Annotated in this window: 14 protein-coding genes and 1 riboswitch; of the genes, 2 read left to right on the forward strand and 12 right to left on the reverse strand. The window is 33.3% G+C overall.

From position 1 onward, the window contains the following. Window positions 1-323: 323 nt before the first annotated feature. Genes B9N71_RS01405 through B9N71_RS01420 form a run of 4 tightly spaced genes read right to left on the reverse strand, consistent with a single transcriptional unit; the run spans window position 324 to window position 3,984 of the window. A complete protein-coding gene (locus B9N71_RS01405) occupies window positions 324-971 on the reverse strand; it encodes an SEN1982 family lipoprotein (protein ID WP_065561354.1) in 648 nt (215 codons plus the stop codon). Window positions 972-976: 5 nt separating this feature from the next. Further along, window positions 977-1,612: an SEN1982 family lipoprotein gene (locus B9N71_RS01410; protein ID WP_065561355.1), complete on the reverse strand. Its 636-nt coding sequence runs from the start codon at window positions 1,610-1,612 to the stop codon at window positions 977-979. Next, window positions 1,603-3,687 (reverse strand): hypothetical protein, encoded by a 2,085-nt coding sequence (locus tag B9N71_RS01415; RefSeq protein ID WP_085163855.1) that lies wholly within the window; start codon window positions 3,685-3,687, stop codon window positions 1,603-1,605. Before B9N71_RS01415 ends, B9N71_RS01410 begins: the two co-directional genes overlap by 10 nt. A gap of 12 nt (window positions 3,688-3,699) precedes the next feature. Beyond that, complete coding sequence (locus tag B9N71_RS01420) at window positions 3,700-3,984, reverse strand: hypothetical protein (protein ID WP_085163856.1); 285 nt, start codon at window positions 3,982-3,984, stop codon at window positions 3,700-3,702. A 314-nt stretch (window positions 3,985-4,298) separates the two neighbouring features. Continuing rightward, window positions 4,299-4,420: riboswitch (molybdenum cofactor riboswitch) on the forward strand. On the opposite strand from B9N71_RS01420, the gene moaA reads away from it, so the two are divergent. After that, window positions 4,417-5,391, forward strand: coding sequence for a GTP 3',8-cyclase MoaA (gene moaA / locus B9N71_RS01425; RefSeq protein WP_085163857.1), 975 nt, complete (start codon window positions 4,417-4,419; stop codon window positions 5,389-5,391). It overlaps the preceding riboswitch by 4 nt. Here the strand turns inward: moaA and gluQRS are convergent. The 3 genes from gluQRS to folK all read right to left on the reverse strand — a co-directional run bounded on the left by gluQRS (window position 5,371) and on the right by folK (window position 7,372). Further along, a complete protein-coding gene (gluQRS, locus tag B9N71_RS01430) occupies window positions 5,371-6,261 on the reverse strand; it encodes a tRNA glutamyl-Q(34) synthetase GluQRS (protein ID WP_085163858.1) in 891 nt (296 codons plus the stop codon). The two genes, moaA and gluQRS, sit on opposite strands and share 21 nt — an antisense overlap. A 33-nt stretch (window positions 6,262-6,294) precedes the next feature. After that, window positions 6,295-6,750, reverse strand: coding sequence for an RNA polymerase-binding protein DksA (gene dksA / locus B9N71_RS01435; RefSeq protein WP_065606514.1), 456 nt, complete (start codon window positions 6,748-6,750; stop codon window positions 6,295-6,297). A gap of 136 nt (window positions 6,751-6,886) precedes the next feature. Then, window positions 6,887-7,372 carry a 2-amino-4-hydroxy-6-hydroxymethyldihydropteridine diphosphokinase gene (gene folK, locus B9N71_RS01440; protein ID WP_034910368.1) on the reverse strand — a complete coding sequence of 162 codons (486 nt, stop codon included), beginning with the start codon at window positions 7,370-7,372 and terminating at the stop codon, window positions 6,887-6,889. Window positions 7,373-7,606: 234 nt separating this feature from the next. Between folK and B9N71_RS01445 the strand changes: the two genes are divergently transcribed. Then, window positions 7,607-8,965, forward strand: a complete 1,359-nt coding sequence (locus B9N71_RS01445) for an MmgE/PrpD family protein (protein ID WP_085163859.1) — start codon at window positions 7,607-7,609, stop codon at window positions 8,963-8,965. A gap of 37 nt (window positions 8,966-9,002) precedes the next feature. Here the strand turns inward: B9N71_RS01445 and B9N71_RS01450 are convergent, their stop codons facing one another. From B9N71_RS01450 to purB, 5 genes are read right to left on the reverse strand one after another with little or no spacing between them, the layout of a single operon-like run. Continuing rightward, window positions 9,003-9,755, reverse strand: a complete 753-nt coding sequence (locus tag B9N71_RS01450; RefSeq protein WP_085163860.1) for an amino acid ABC transporter ATP-binding protein — start codon at window positions 9,753-9,755, stop codon at window positions 9,003-9,005. A gap of 11 nt (window positions 9,756-9,766) precedes the next feature. Next, window positions 9,767-10,438 (reverse strand): amino acid ABC transporter permease, encoded by a 672-nt coding sequence (locus tag B9N71_RS01455; protein ID WP_034910372.1) that lies wholly within the window; start codon window positions 10,436-10,438, stop codon window positions 9,767-9,769. Then, window positions 10,435-11,217 (reverse strand): amino acid ABC transporter substrate-binding protein, encoded by a 783-nt coding sequence (locus B9N71_RS01460; protein WP_085163861.1) that lies wholly within the window; start codon window positions 11,215-11,217, stop codon window positions 10,435-10,437. The genes B9N71_RS01455 and B9N71_RS01460 overlap by 4 nt, the downstream gene beginning before the upstream one ends. Further along, window positions 11,214-11,738: a GNAT family N-acetyltransferase gene (locus tag B9N71_RS01465; protein WP_085163862.1), complete on the reverse strand. Its 525-nt coding sequence runs from the start codon at window positions 11,736-11,738 to the stop codon at window positions 11,214-11,216. Before B9N71_RS01465 ends, B9N71_RS01460 begins: the two co-directional genes overlap by 4 nt. Beyond that, the gene (purB, locus tag B9N71_RS01470; RefSeq protein ID WP_085163863.1) at window positions 11,735-13,096 is read right to left on the reverse strand and encodes an adenylosuccinate lyase; all 1,362 of its coding nucleotides are present in this window, start codon (window positions 13,094-13,096) and stop codon (window positions 11,735-11,737) included. Before purB ends, B9N71_RS01465 begins: the two co-directional genes overlap by 4 nt. Between the last annotated feature and the right edge of the window lie 142 nt (window positions 13,097-13,238).

Raw genomic sequence — 13,238 nt, forward strand, 5'->3', positions numbered from 1 at the left:
TAATATTTTGGCGAGGATCACAATCTCCAAACTGTGGTGGTGCGAAGGTGCTAGTATAAATCACCTTTCTACTTTCTTCACTCCACCGTGTTTAAAATTGCACTTCATGTTTGAACCCAGGAATAAATGAAATTAATGATATGTCCGAGTTAAGAGGAAACTGAGTGGATCCTTCTTAATGTTACTTGTATCATTGAAGATTATAATAACTATAAGAAGGCTTTGTTAGTGATAATTGATTTCTTAAAAGAAGATTTAAAAAATCCAACTTTTATTGAGTATTCATTTTTTATTAATTTTTAAATAAAAATATTAAGTTATTTTTATTCTTCATCTTTAGTTTTTAAAGTAATTAATTTTGTTTTATTAATTCCCGTTTCATAACTATTGTTACTATTATAATAAGTTGCTCTGGCACTGTGTAATATCTGACTATTCAGTGAAATTTTTTTATAGTATTGCTCAAAACGTTGATCATAAGCCCAATCTGGGATATTAGTATAATGATAGTTATAATCTATCCATTTACCTGTGTCGACCTGAAAACCTCCTCTTATCATTTCTATATTGTAAGTGTCGTTCACTTTGTCAATGATGATATCGCCAAAGCAAAAAGCACCTTTATTACCAACAAAATATTTTTTACCTTCATTAGTTAATTGATATCTTAATCCTTCAATTTTGGTGGGGGATCTAGGCAGGGTGGTTATATCTGTATTGGCATCATAAAATTGGGCTGTGATGTTTTTGATTTTTAAGAATTTGAGATCGACAAATAGGTCGAGTATTTCAGTTTGTTTATCGAAAAACACATCGTTAGGAAAGATGTTTTGGTTATTTGGCAGGAAATAACATAATGCACGATTATCTTCTCTACTTAAAGTTTCTTGTAGCGATTGCTTATAATCTACATTATTGCAACCAAATAGTAGTAAGCTGAAAGTAGTTATCAGTGGATATTTTAGATTCATGATAATTAATCCCAATAGTTTTTAACAATTAAGCCAATACCACGGCTATAGAGCTTTTTTGTTTGTTCATCATAATAAAACCTTACGGTATCGGTTTTTAATTCATTTTGGGGCATTAATTTGGGGGGTAATTTATCAATAACATATTGATATTCAATTTCAATATAATTGCTATATGGCGTTATTTTGGTTACCGACTTGACAATCACTTTGCCAAAACAAAATCCTGACGAACTCAAGTTAGGCCATTTTCTATAGTATTTTTTGCCTTCTTCGGTAAGGTTATAGATATAAACGATGCGATTTTTATCCATTCCGCTAATTTCAATTTGTTCTGTTAGCAAGCCTGCTTCTGTTAACGTTTGTAATAGGATCAATGTGTCAGAGTCGTATCGTCTATCAAATATGTAATAAGGCGCAGTCATTACTATTGATATGCATTTTATTGGTTCGCCATTACCGTTTATGGTGTCAAATCGTTGTTGGATTTCGTTTTGCCATTGTTGTTCAGTTAAATTAAAAACCTCGGGCAGTTTTTCGAGTTCGGATTGGCTTTGTTGTGGCGGAGCATCACACGCATTTAGAGTGAGTCCGATTATTGTTACAGCTATTGTGCTGAGAAGATATTTTATTAATTCCATAAGGTTTTTCCCTCTTTTATTGGGTATCGGTTTTCCCTGAAGGAAAATAACTCATGGTAACTATTTAATTCAGTTTGCGTAGGATATCTTTCAAAGAGTGTGGTTATCGGTAGTGGAAAGCAAAATTCTTTATCTAAATAAATAAATTTATTGGCAGATAATGCCGAGTCTTTTATTGATAATTTGCTGCAAGGATAAGTCGAGCTGATATCGGCCTTTTCAAAAACCTTAATGCGATTAAACCAATCAAATTCCATTGGCTTAAAATCGTTATAATCGTCGTAATAATCGTTTTTAAACACAATGATGTGGTCTTTGGCAAATTTTATATATTCGATAATTTGACTGGTTCTGTTTTGATCGCTTTCTGCTATGTGATATCGATAGCCGAATTTTAAACTTTGGTTTTCAAAATCAAATTCAGGGTCGATTAACCATTCAAATTTTTGATAGTCTTTGTATTCTTTATAATCTTCTATTCTTGAAGAAATTTTTGTTTTTAAATTTTCGATGTTGGTTTTGTCATCAAATAACTTTTTGACTTCAAGTAAGTCAATAAATCCGAGTTTATAAACATTTATACATAATCGGTTTTGATTGTCATAAGCTGGCGCAACAAACCTGTCACAATGTTCTGTGTTAGATGGGTTATATTTTTCACTATATATATATCCTTCAGGTATACTTAGTTCTGCGATACCTTCAATTTTAGTTGTGTTGGGACCTGTAAGATAAATATCACCTTTTTCGAATGTAAATGGATTGGTATTTTTGTTGGATTGAATTTGTGTAAAATAGCGGCTGATTTCGGGAACTTTATCTTTTGGTATTTCAATCGCTTTACTTTCTTGCTCTTTATGTCGATAACTGTTGTCGTTATCGGTTTTTGCTGATTGAATATAACGATCTAAAAGACATTCTCGCTCTAAGTCTGTTGGCCAAACTATTTTATTTTCCTTATTTTTTAATACTTTAAAATTACGGTTGCAAAAGTTGTATTGTGCCTGACCGACGATATCTTCATAAAATAAAATATTACCATTTATATCCAAAATTTTTAATAACTCTTTTTCATCCTCACTTTGATTTTTGGGTGCGGCTTTTTGGGCATAATAAAGTTTTTCCTTACCAACATCTTTAACTGTATAATAATCATATTCACCAAGTGTTTTACCTTTGATATCAATAAGGTGATATTTTTTAGAATTATAATTATTTTTTACCCAACTTACTGTACCGTATAAAGGAGAAATGCTATCAAACTGATTTTCATAATGCATTTTCCCATCATAGTCATATAATTGATAAACACGATAACTATCTTGATAATTGCCTATCCAAAAATAACCAGCGGAAAGATTGTTTTTGTAATCATTATCTCGATTAGTATCCCATGCTTTAGATCCAACATCGGTTTCTTTGCCTGTTTTGCTATTAATTAAATATTGGCTATTATTTTTTTTACATAGCTGCATGATTTTATCAGATGTGATTATTTTGCATTGTGAATTTAAGTTTGTTTGGGATTGAGATTTTTTTATTTGCGCTTTTGGGGGAAGTTTTTTGAAAAATTCACCTTGTAGATTTAAATAACCAATCTCATCATTTTTAGTAGTAACTTTTGCATAACCATCAATGAACGGATTGATTTTTTTATAATAAATTCCTTTTGGTGTAATTAAATTACCATCGGTATCAATGACAACTGATAAATGTGTATCTTGGTAATAATAGGCTATTCGTTCGGCGCCCAAATAAGTTAAGTTATTTTTGATTTTAAACTTTAATATGTTGCCTTTTTTTTCAAAAGCAAATTTAAAATTATCTATCTTTTTTATATTGCTGTAGAGGAGGTTATTGCTACTGTTGGTTAACTGCACAATCCAATAATGATCTTGGTATTTTATTGAGTCAATTTCTTGGCTGTTATCGATAATAACTGTGCCGTCACGATCAAAAAGTAGATTGTTATAAGTTATATAGCGACTAGCATCATCAGAGAATGCTAAGATTGGGAATAAAATTAAGCTTAAATTTGTTAGATATCGGGCAGATTTTATTATTTTGTTATTCATAATAATTGATTGTTATAAAAATAGGATTGTTTTGCGATTAAATATAAGTCGGTTAAATAGATCCAAATGTTGATTAAGTTGATTATTTACCCAAACTTTTGTTATAGATTGTTTAGAATAGGTTAATTGTTTAGTTTGATAAGGAAATAAGATATTTCCTAAATAAAAACAGATTTGATTATCTTTACTTGGAATCTTTTGAAGATAATATGTCTTTATATTTTCCAATAATGTATTATCAATAGATTTTAGATTTGAATCTTCACAGCCTAATAAAAAAGCAAATGCCTTTTTCATTCTTCATTATTGGTCAATTTATTGCAAAATCGATGTTATTTGTCATGGAACTTTTATTATTAGTGTTTATTTAAAATTGACTCACTTTATATAACTTATATTCCATTACATTATCTATTATGCTATAAATTTATACCTATTCCTCGGTTAATTATATATTGATTAGGATTATAAAATAATTAATTTAATTGAATAAGGTTAGCAGAAATTAACATAATGTAAATAAATTTTTTATAGATAAGTTTCTATTAATTGGAAAGAAGACGCGTTATAAAAATCACTTTGCTCATAGTCAAAAAATAAAGCCTATGCTAGACTAAATCAAACTCTGAAGCTTTTTTACCTAAGTGATATTTTCATATGGTGGATTAGCCGCGGTATAACGCAGAAATGGTTATGCTTCCCGATTTGGATAAGGTGTTTAATGTATATATGCAATTAGTTGATAATTATCAGCGTCGATTTCAATATCTACGTTTGTCGATTACCGAGCTGTGTAATTTTCAGTGTCAGTACTGTTTACCAAGTGGTTATCAGCCTAACAAGGAACATAAATTTTTGTCGCTCAGTGAGATTAATAATGTTGTTGCAACATTTACTGAACTTGGTGTGCGTAAAATTCGGTTAACGGGTGGCGAGCCTACTTTGCGTCGCGATTTTATTGATATCTTATCACTCATATCTTCCTATTCCAGTGTGAAAGAACTCGCTATTACGACCAATGGTTCGCGTTTATTAAAGAATATTCACCATTGGCATCAAGCTGGTTTAAATGCGATTAATATTAGTATTGATAGTTTTTCTCCCCATTTATTTAAATTAATTACTGGTCAAGATAAGCTTAAAGAATTACTGCAGTGTGTTGATAAATCGTTAGAAGTAGGTATAAAAAAAGTCAAAATTAACACTGTTTTGATGAAAAACATGAATGATAATTTAAATGATTATTTGTTATGGATTAAAAATATTCCAGTAGAGTTGCGTTTTATTGAACTTATGGAAACAGGCGAAAGCAACGATACATTCAATCGTTATCACTTGTCTGGTAGTTTTATTGAAAAACAACTAATTGCGCAGGGTTGGGAGTTACAACCCAAAAAAACATTATCAGGTCCTGCTAAGATTTATGGGCACAGCGATTATCAAGGAAAAATTGGTTTGATTATGCCCTATTCAAAAGATTTTTGTAAAAGTTGCAATCGATTACGTGTATCATCTATCGGTAAATTACATTACTGCCTATTTGGTGATGCGGCGGTTGATTTACGTGATTTGTTGGAAAGCTCAGAACAGAAACGACAATTAAAAGCAAGAATTCTTGCTTCATTAATGATTAAACCAGAAAAGCATTTGTTACATAATCATCGTGTAGGGCTCACCCCTAATTTATCTTATATCGGTGGATAATTGGCTGTTTTGTTTTGGGACATTGTCAATTTGCCAATGTTGTATAGCCCAATCTAGTAACTGTTTTTGAGTGGCGTCTTGCCAATCTTCTGGCACACATTGCCCTAGAAACTGTAAAGCCTGGACGGTTAACGCTTTAAAATTGTTTAAATCAATCGGGCTAGCATGATTTTGTTTTGATAGTTTATTGCCATTTTTATCTAATACTAGTGGTAAATGGCAGTAACTTGGCACAGAAAAACCAAGCAGTTGATATAGTGAGATTTGTTTTGCAGTAACAGGTAAAAGATCCGCGCCACGAACAATTTCGGTAATTCCTTGTTCATGATCGTCTAAAACTACCACTAAGTTATAGGCAAATAAGCCGTCTTTGCGGTGAATAATAAAATCTTCTTGCGCACTTGCTTTTTCAACTGTTTGTAAGCCACGAATCTGATCTTTAAATTGAAAAATAGGATGATTTTGTTTTAAACGTATAGCAACTTGTTGCTTATTATTGATAGATAAATGTCGTTCACGACAAAAGTTATCGTAAATACCATTTGTTAGGTTTTGAATTCGTTGTCTAGTACAGTCACAATAATAGGCTTGTTGTTTATCTATTAGTGTTTTTAAAACAGTGCGGTAACGCTCACGGCAAGATGATTGATACAAGACTGTATCATCCCAATATAAATTAAGCGCTTCAAGCGTTTTTAATATAAGTGATGATGCCCCTTTGACTTCTCGTGGTGGGTCGATATCTTCGATACGGACAAGCCATTTACCACGACAAGATTTAGCTTGGAGATAACTACCAAGAGCCGTTACCAACGAACCAAAATGTAATGGCCCTGATGGTGAAGGGGCAAAACGACCGATATAATGCATAGGTCTGATTTGGAATGATAGATAAAACTGGGATCACATACCCATTTGTTTTTCGCGAAGTTCAGCAAGCGTTTTACAATCGATACATAAATCGGCTGTTGGTCTTGCTTCTAAACGGCGAATTCCAATTTCAACACCACAAGATTCACAATAACCAAAATCGTCTGATTCGATTTTCTTTAACGTTTTTTCAATTTTTTTGATGAGTCTTCTTTCTCTATCTCGAGCGCGTAATTCAAGGCTGAATTCTTCTTCTTGTGTTGCTCGGTCAGCCGGATCTGGAAAGTTCGCTGCTTCATCTTGCATATGCGTAACTGTTTTTCCCATTTCACCTTGTAGCTGAGTTAGCCAAGCTTCTAAAATAAGTTTAAAATGTTTCAATTGCTTAGGGTTCATGTACTCCTCGTCTTTTGCCTCTTTATAAGGCTCAAGCCCAGCAATTGAAAGCAGGCTAAGAGAAGATGTATTTACTTTTTGTTCCTTTTTCACTGCAATCCCCTTAAGTAAAGATTATTTGAAAGCGCTAAACTATAGCAATAATTCAGCCTTTGGCAAATTTTTTTTATCATTTTTATAATTAAAAAATAAAAAAAATAGTACAACTATATGTTATTAATAAAGATAATTAATTATTCCACTTTTTTAATCCATTTTCAGGGCATTTAGCTACCAAATCGTACAATTTGTCGTTATCGGGGAAAATAAGTTCAGGACTGATATCAAATAGTGGATAGAGGACAAATTCTCTATTTTTCATATGATAATGAGGGATAGTAAGTCTTTCATTATTAATGACTAAGTCATCATAAAGTAAAATATCTAAATCTAGGGTTCTAGCACCCCAACGATTATCTTTGCGTACGCGTCCTTGTGCTTTTTCAATTGCTTGTAGTTCATCAAGCAATGCTATAGGTGATAAGCTTGTCGTCAGTTTAATTACTGCATTAAGATAATCATTTTGATCTTGTGGCCCTAAGGGCTTACTTCGGTAAAATGGTGAAATATCTACCACTTTTGTGCTAGGCAAACAGCGTAATGATTCAATAGCACGATTAGCTTGTGCAAACGGATCTTCAAGGTTGCTCCCTAAAGCAACATAACAAATTGACATAATTAGACTTATTTTTTGTGATGTTAAATACAATTGATGGCAATATCTTAGCACATAAAACAATTGCCAAGAATGATTATATAAATAGATTCATGCTTATGACTTTGTGTTATAAAAATATAACCATATAATCTTTAACTTTTTATTTATTTTTTACTATGTTACTTATGGTAAAGCAAATTATTTTATTAAATGGTTATTTTTATTAATTATTGTATTTATTGAGAATATAAAATGAATTTAGGTCAACAATTAAGCATTTTAATAAAAAATACTTCAATAATCAGTGATCCTCAAGTTATTGATTGCGCTATCAAGGGGATAACCGATTATTTTGCCTGTAGTTTACAAGCTCGTCAGGAAGATGATGTTCATAAATTACTAGCATGGATAGCAGATGAGGGTGGAAATACTAGAGCTTTGCTGATTGGTCAAAAAAAGTTAGCTACGGCAAGGCAAGCAGCACTTTTTAATGGCTTCCAAGCGCATTGTTTAGATTATGATGATGTACATTCAGATGTTAGAGGCCACCCCTCAGCCGTTATTTTATCCGCTCTTATTGCTAGTGTTCGATTAGATAGTATTGAACAAAAGGTTGATAGTAGGCGTTTTTTAACGGCTTATGTTATTGGTATCGAAGTGATGGCTTTGTTGGGTAAAAGTGTTAATCCACAGCATTATGAAAAAGGTTGGCATGCAACTATTACTTTGGGTGGAATTGCTGCCACTGCTGCTATTTGTTATCTCTATGATGAACCTTTTTTATCACAGGCATTAACATTAGCAGCTACACAAGCATCAGGAATGCGTTTGTTAATTGGTACTCCGATCAAATTTTTACATGCAGGACTAGCAGCACAGCATGCTGTACAATCTGTTGAATGGTTAAGAGCTGGTATACATGCCGATCAAGATTTTTTAGATGATAAATTAGGTTTTTTGGCTATTTATGGGCAAGGTAATACACATTTTGATTTAAGTCATTGGGGTAAAACTTGGAAGATTGTGGATCCCGGATTATGGTTTAAAAATTATTCTTATTGTTCAGCTGCTGCTTATATTGCTGATGCAGGTCAATTACTTTACCAAAATCCTAGCTTTGAATTTGATAATATTAATAATATTGTTATTTATTTTGCACCGCCAAATAGTGATGCTGCACTGATATATAAAACCCCTTCATTGACGCAGCAAGGACGTTTTTCGGCTGAATATGTTTTAGCATTAACTCTTTTAGGATTGCCACTTAGTTTTGAGCAGTTTTCATCACAACCTATTTCAAATGCAATAAAACAATTAATGCAGAAGATGAAACGAAGTTATCAAACGCAACTTACGCCACATCCAGAAGCTTATAATGGGCGTTATGTGATTATTGATATTTTTCTTAAAAATGGTAAAAAGATAAGTCAGCGTATTGATATTCCCAAAGGTTCTCCTAAAAACCCATATAGCCAAACTGAAATGTCGTTAAAATTGCATTCAGCGATTCAAGATCAAACTAAAGCAGAGCAATTATTAACAGACATTCATAAACTAGCAAAAGGTTTAGATTTTCGTCAATTTCTATTATCTTATTTATTTACTCTTTAAATATTAAATTATTATCATTAGTTAGTATAGTTTTTAACTAAATTTCAAAATCAATTTCGTCAGTTAGCTGGCGTAAAAATCGTTGCGTAATTTCATTTTGAGGATTATCGATGACTGATTTTGCTGATCCCTCTTCGATAATCATTCCTTCAGCCATAAAGATAATTCTATCTGCAACGTACTTAGCAAACTCCATTTCATGAGTTACTATAATCATAGTAATACGTTCTTTTGCTAGCTGTAGCATGACTTGCAATACTTCGTGTACTCGTTCAGGATCGAGTGCAGAAGTCGGTTCATCAAATAATAATACATTTGGTTTAACAGCTAAAGCTCTTGCAATTGCAACACGTTGTTGTTGACCACCCGATAAAGTGATGGGATATTGTGTTGCGTATGGCAACATACCGACTCGTTCTAATAATGATAATCCTTGTTGTTTTGCTTTGGTTTTATCCATTTTTTGACCAACAATTAATGGATAAGTTATATTTTCTAATGCTGTTTTATTTTTAAATAAATTATAGTGTTGAAAAACCATAGCGGACTGTTTTCGTAAGTTGCTTTCTTCTTTAATACTATAATGCTTACTATTAAGTGATACAGTTCCTATTTTGATAGTGCCTGTATTTGGTTTTTCTAGTAAATTTAAACAACGTAACAGAGTTGATTTTCCTGAGCCTGATGGGCCAATAATGGCAACAACTTCACCTTGTTTTATATTTAAGTTGATGTCTTTTAATACTTCATTATTTGCAAAACGTTTAGATAAATGCGAAACAGAAATCATAACCTTACTCCTTAACGATGATAAGGTATACTGAGCTTTTGCTCTAATTGTTTTTGTATCCAAGAATAGGCAACAACAGTTAGCCAGTAAACAATACCTACAGCTAAATAGGTTTCGAAGTAGAGGAATGAGTTAGCAGTTAACATTTTCCCCGATGCTAATAGTTCTTGCACGCCAACAAAAAAGGCAACAGATGAATCTTTAAGTAATGAAATGAACATATTGCCGGCGTTTGGTAGAGCATTGACCATAGCTTGTGGTAGTATAATACCTCGATAAACTTGTATTTTACTTAAACCAACGGTTATTCCTGCCTCTTTCTGCCCCTGATCAACGGACTTTAAACTTGCTCGGAAAATTTCAGCTAAATAGGACGAATATTTTAAACTGAAGCAGATAATGGCTGCTGTTGTAGCGCCCATTTGTTTTAAAACAGGAAAAATTTGTGGTAATCCGTAATAAATAATAAACAGTAAAACAACAGAAGGTATTCCTCGAAACAGTGAAATAAACAGTGCAAAAAACGAATCGATAATGATTATTTTATTGCTACGTAATAGTGCAATCGCAAGTCCAAATATAATGGCAAACATAATCGATATGATGGTAATAAAAAGTGTAACAGGCAGATAAGGTAATATCTGCGGAAATACACTTAAAAAATAGTTTACATTAAAATTCATAGGGTAATATCTTCACCAAAATATTTAATTGCAAGGTTTTTCAATGTGCCATTGGTGCGTAACTTTTCGATGGCTTGATTGAATTTTTCACGTAGTGCTTGGCCTTTTTCATCTTTACTAAATGGAAAAGCAACGTGCTCAATAGTAATTGGCTCACCCACTAATTTAAACGGTAGGTTTTTACGCTTAATTTCAGCCAGTAATATTGGCTTAGAATTGACATAACCATCAACTCGTCGATACTCCGTGTCATACATTGCACCATCTCGTGTTTCATAGGTCTTGATTGTTATTTCGTTGTTAGGAAAGGCTTTTTTTAGATTGTTTATATGATTTGAGCCTAGCACACCGGCAATGGTTTTACCTTTAAAATCAGATAATTGCTTAATATCGTTGTTATCTTTGTGGGTAACAACTTGGCTACCGTAAAGGCTATAGGTATTGGAAAAATCATATTTGGCTTGACGAGCATCTGTAACCGCAACTGCATTGGCAATAGTATCTAAACGCCCTGAATCAAATTGCCCCATTAAGCCACCAAATTCAGCAATGATCCATTCGACTTTATAGCCTAATTCGTTAGCAATTGCTTCAGTAACTTCAACATCAAATCCGACTAAATTGCCATCTTGTTTATAACCGTTTGGATAGCTTTGTCCTGTGGAGCCCACTTTAATGACATTTTGCTCTGTTACTTGGTGATTGGATTTATTATCACAACCAATTAAGGCTAGGCTAGTTAATAAAAGAGCGGACAGTAACTTGCTTATTTTTTTCATTGTTTATTACTCCTTTTTTTCCATTCGGTATAGTTTTTGTGATTTAAGATTTTTTCAAAATAAAGTGTGGTATGATCGAGTGTTAAATTAGCTTGCCCTATTTTTTTATAGCCTCTATTAATATAAGTTTGGGCAAGCCATGGATGATTTGCAGCAGTGCCTAACGTGACAGCAGGTAATTTTAGTTGGTTAATTAGAATTTGCTGTTCAACAAAATCCCATAATGCATTACCATAACCTTTGCCTTTATATTGTGGTGCTGTTGCAAACCAACCTAAATGCGGTAACCCATAAGGTCCTGGGTTATTACCCCATGGAAAGCGAATACTTAAGGTTGATAGTAGATCACCTTCTTTTTCAAATAGATACACGGCATTGGAATTAATATGGTCAGCAATTTGCGATTGCGTGACTGTTGCTGCGGCAAAATGGATGCCTAATTGAGTGGTGGATTGATAAGCATTATGCAATAGCGCCTGATAAGCAGGAATGTCTTTATGAGTGATTAAGCGAAAGCTCATGCTAATACTCCACACTGTTCAGCATATTGAATAACTTGTGCTACTTTTTCAGGTGCAGAGCCAATATAGCTAATTGGATCTAACCAAGTATCAAGTTCCGATGCGGTCAATATTTGGTTCAATCTTGGATCTTCTAATAATATCTCTTTAAATGGACGATTTTGTTCAAATGCTTTCATGGCGCTTTGGTAAACTAAATTATGTGCAGTTTGTTTGCCTAATCGTTTGCCGATTTCAAACATCACTTTTTCAGATAGTAGTAAACCATTTTGTAGTGATAAATTGATCAACATTTTTTCTGCATTGATTTTAAGTCCTTTAAGTACGGCAAGGGCTGTCTGTAATTGTGCTGAAATATAAAGGTTAATTTCTGGTAGTGCGATCCATTCGGCTCGCCAACTCATGGCATCGCGTTCATGTTCAACTTTCATTGATTCGTGAATTAATGCGACACTTTTTAAAAGTGGAGCTGTCAAACTGGCTAAACCTTCTAATGCCGCTGGGTTGCGTTTATGCGGCATGGTAGTTGAACCTATTTTTCCTTCCGAGAACGGTTCTTCAACTTCGTTAATTTCGGTACGCATTAAGTTGTAAAATTCATTGCCCATTTTACCTAATGTGCCACTAATTAGCGCAATGACTGATGCATATTCAGAAAAACGGTCACGAGCTGCTTGCCAACCGATATTAGGGGTATTTAGTCCCAGTATTGTTAAAGCACGCGTTTCAACTTGTGGTCCTAACTTGCCCATTGAGGCATAAGTACAAATTGCACCACTAATATTACCGACTAATACTCGCTGTTTGATTTCACTTAAACGTTGTAAGTGCCGAATAAATTCATCTAACCATACGGCAAGTTTAAAACCAAAGGTTGTAGGGAGTGCTTGCATGCCATGGGTTCGTCCAACCATGGGTAAATACTGATACTTTTTAGCTAAACGTTTTAGTTCTAGTGCCACTAGTTTGCTATCGCGTTCAATTACAGTAAAAGATTGTTTTAATTGTAAAACAGTTGCAGTATCGACGATATCTTGTGTAGTTGCGCCGTAATGAATATATTGACCCGCATCACCGACTTGTTTTTGCAGTGCATTAATTGTTGACATTAACGAATGTTTGGCTTTAGCTGCTTCTTCGGCAATTTGTTCAATTGATAATTTAGATGCATCGGCTTTGGATATGATTGAATTGGCTGCTTCAATTGGAATAACGCCTAACTCGCCTTCCGCTTTAGCTAAAGCAACTTCGACATCAACCTGTTTTTGCAAGCGATTTGTCTCAGACCAAATTGCTCTCATTTCGTTAGTACCAAAGTTATTGCCCAAAATTAAAAAATCTAAAATATGTGACGCCACCAAACTATCCTCAATAATTGTTACTATCTTACTCAATAATTATTAGTAATTATTGCAGTATCGTCTAATAATCTGTTTTTCTATTGATATAACCAAATGGAATAAATACTAATGAGAAGGGGGGAGGTGTAAGTAATCATTA

It is taken from the genome of Gilliamella bombi, from assembly GCF_900103255.1.
GTDB lineage: Bacteria > Pseudomonadota > Gammaproteobacteria > Enterobacterales > Orbaceae > Gilliamella > Gilliamella bombi.

Coding starts and splice junctions, on each gene's coding strand:
- B9N71_RS01415 (WP_085163855.1), bottom strand. CDS start 3,687: ATGAATAACAAAATAATAAAATCTGCCCGATATCTAACAAATTTAAGC.
- B9N71_RS01460 (WP_085163861.1), bottom strand. CDS start 11,217: ATGAAAAAAATAAGCAAGTTACTGTCCGCTCTTTTATTAACTAGCCTA.
- B9N71_RS01450 (WP_085163860.1), bottom strand. CDS start 9,755: ATGATTTCTGTTTCGCATTTATCTAAACGTTTTGCAAATAATGAAGTA.
- moaA (WP_085163857.1), top strand. CDS start 4,417: ATGCAATTAGTTGATAATTATCAGCGTCGATTTCAATATCTACGTTTG.
- B9N71_RS01420 (WP_085163856.1), bottom strand. CDS start 3,984: ATGAAAAAGGCATTTGCTTTTTTATTAGGCTGTGAAGATTCAAATCTA.
- B9N71_RS01455 (WP_034910372.1), bottom strand. CDS start 10,438: ATGAATTTTAATGTAAACTATTTTTTAAGTGTATTTCCGCAGATATTA.
- B9N71_RS01410 (WP_065561355.1), bottom strand. CDS start 1,612: ATGGAATTAATAAAATATCTTCTCAGCACAATAGCTGTAACAATAATC.
- B9N71_RS01445 (WP_085163859.1), top strand. CDS start 7,607: ATGAATTTAGGTCAACAATTAAGCATTTTAATAAAAAATACTTCAATA.
- folK (WP_034910368.1), bottom strand. CDS start 7,372: ATGTCAATTTGTTATGTTGCTTTAGGGAGCAACCTTGAAGATCCGTTT.
- B9N71_RS01465 (WP_085163862.1), bottom strand. CDS start 11,738: ATGAGCTTTCGCTTAATCACTCATAAAGACATTCCTGCTTATCAGGCG.
- B9N71_RS01405 (WP_065561354.1), bottom strand. CDS start 971: ATGAATCTAAAATATCCACTGATAACTACTTTCAGCTTACTACTATTT.
- gluQRS (WP_085163858.1), bottom strand. CDS start 6,261: ATGCATTATATCGGTCGTTTTGCCCCTTCACCATCAGGGCCATTACAT.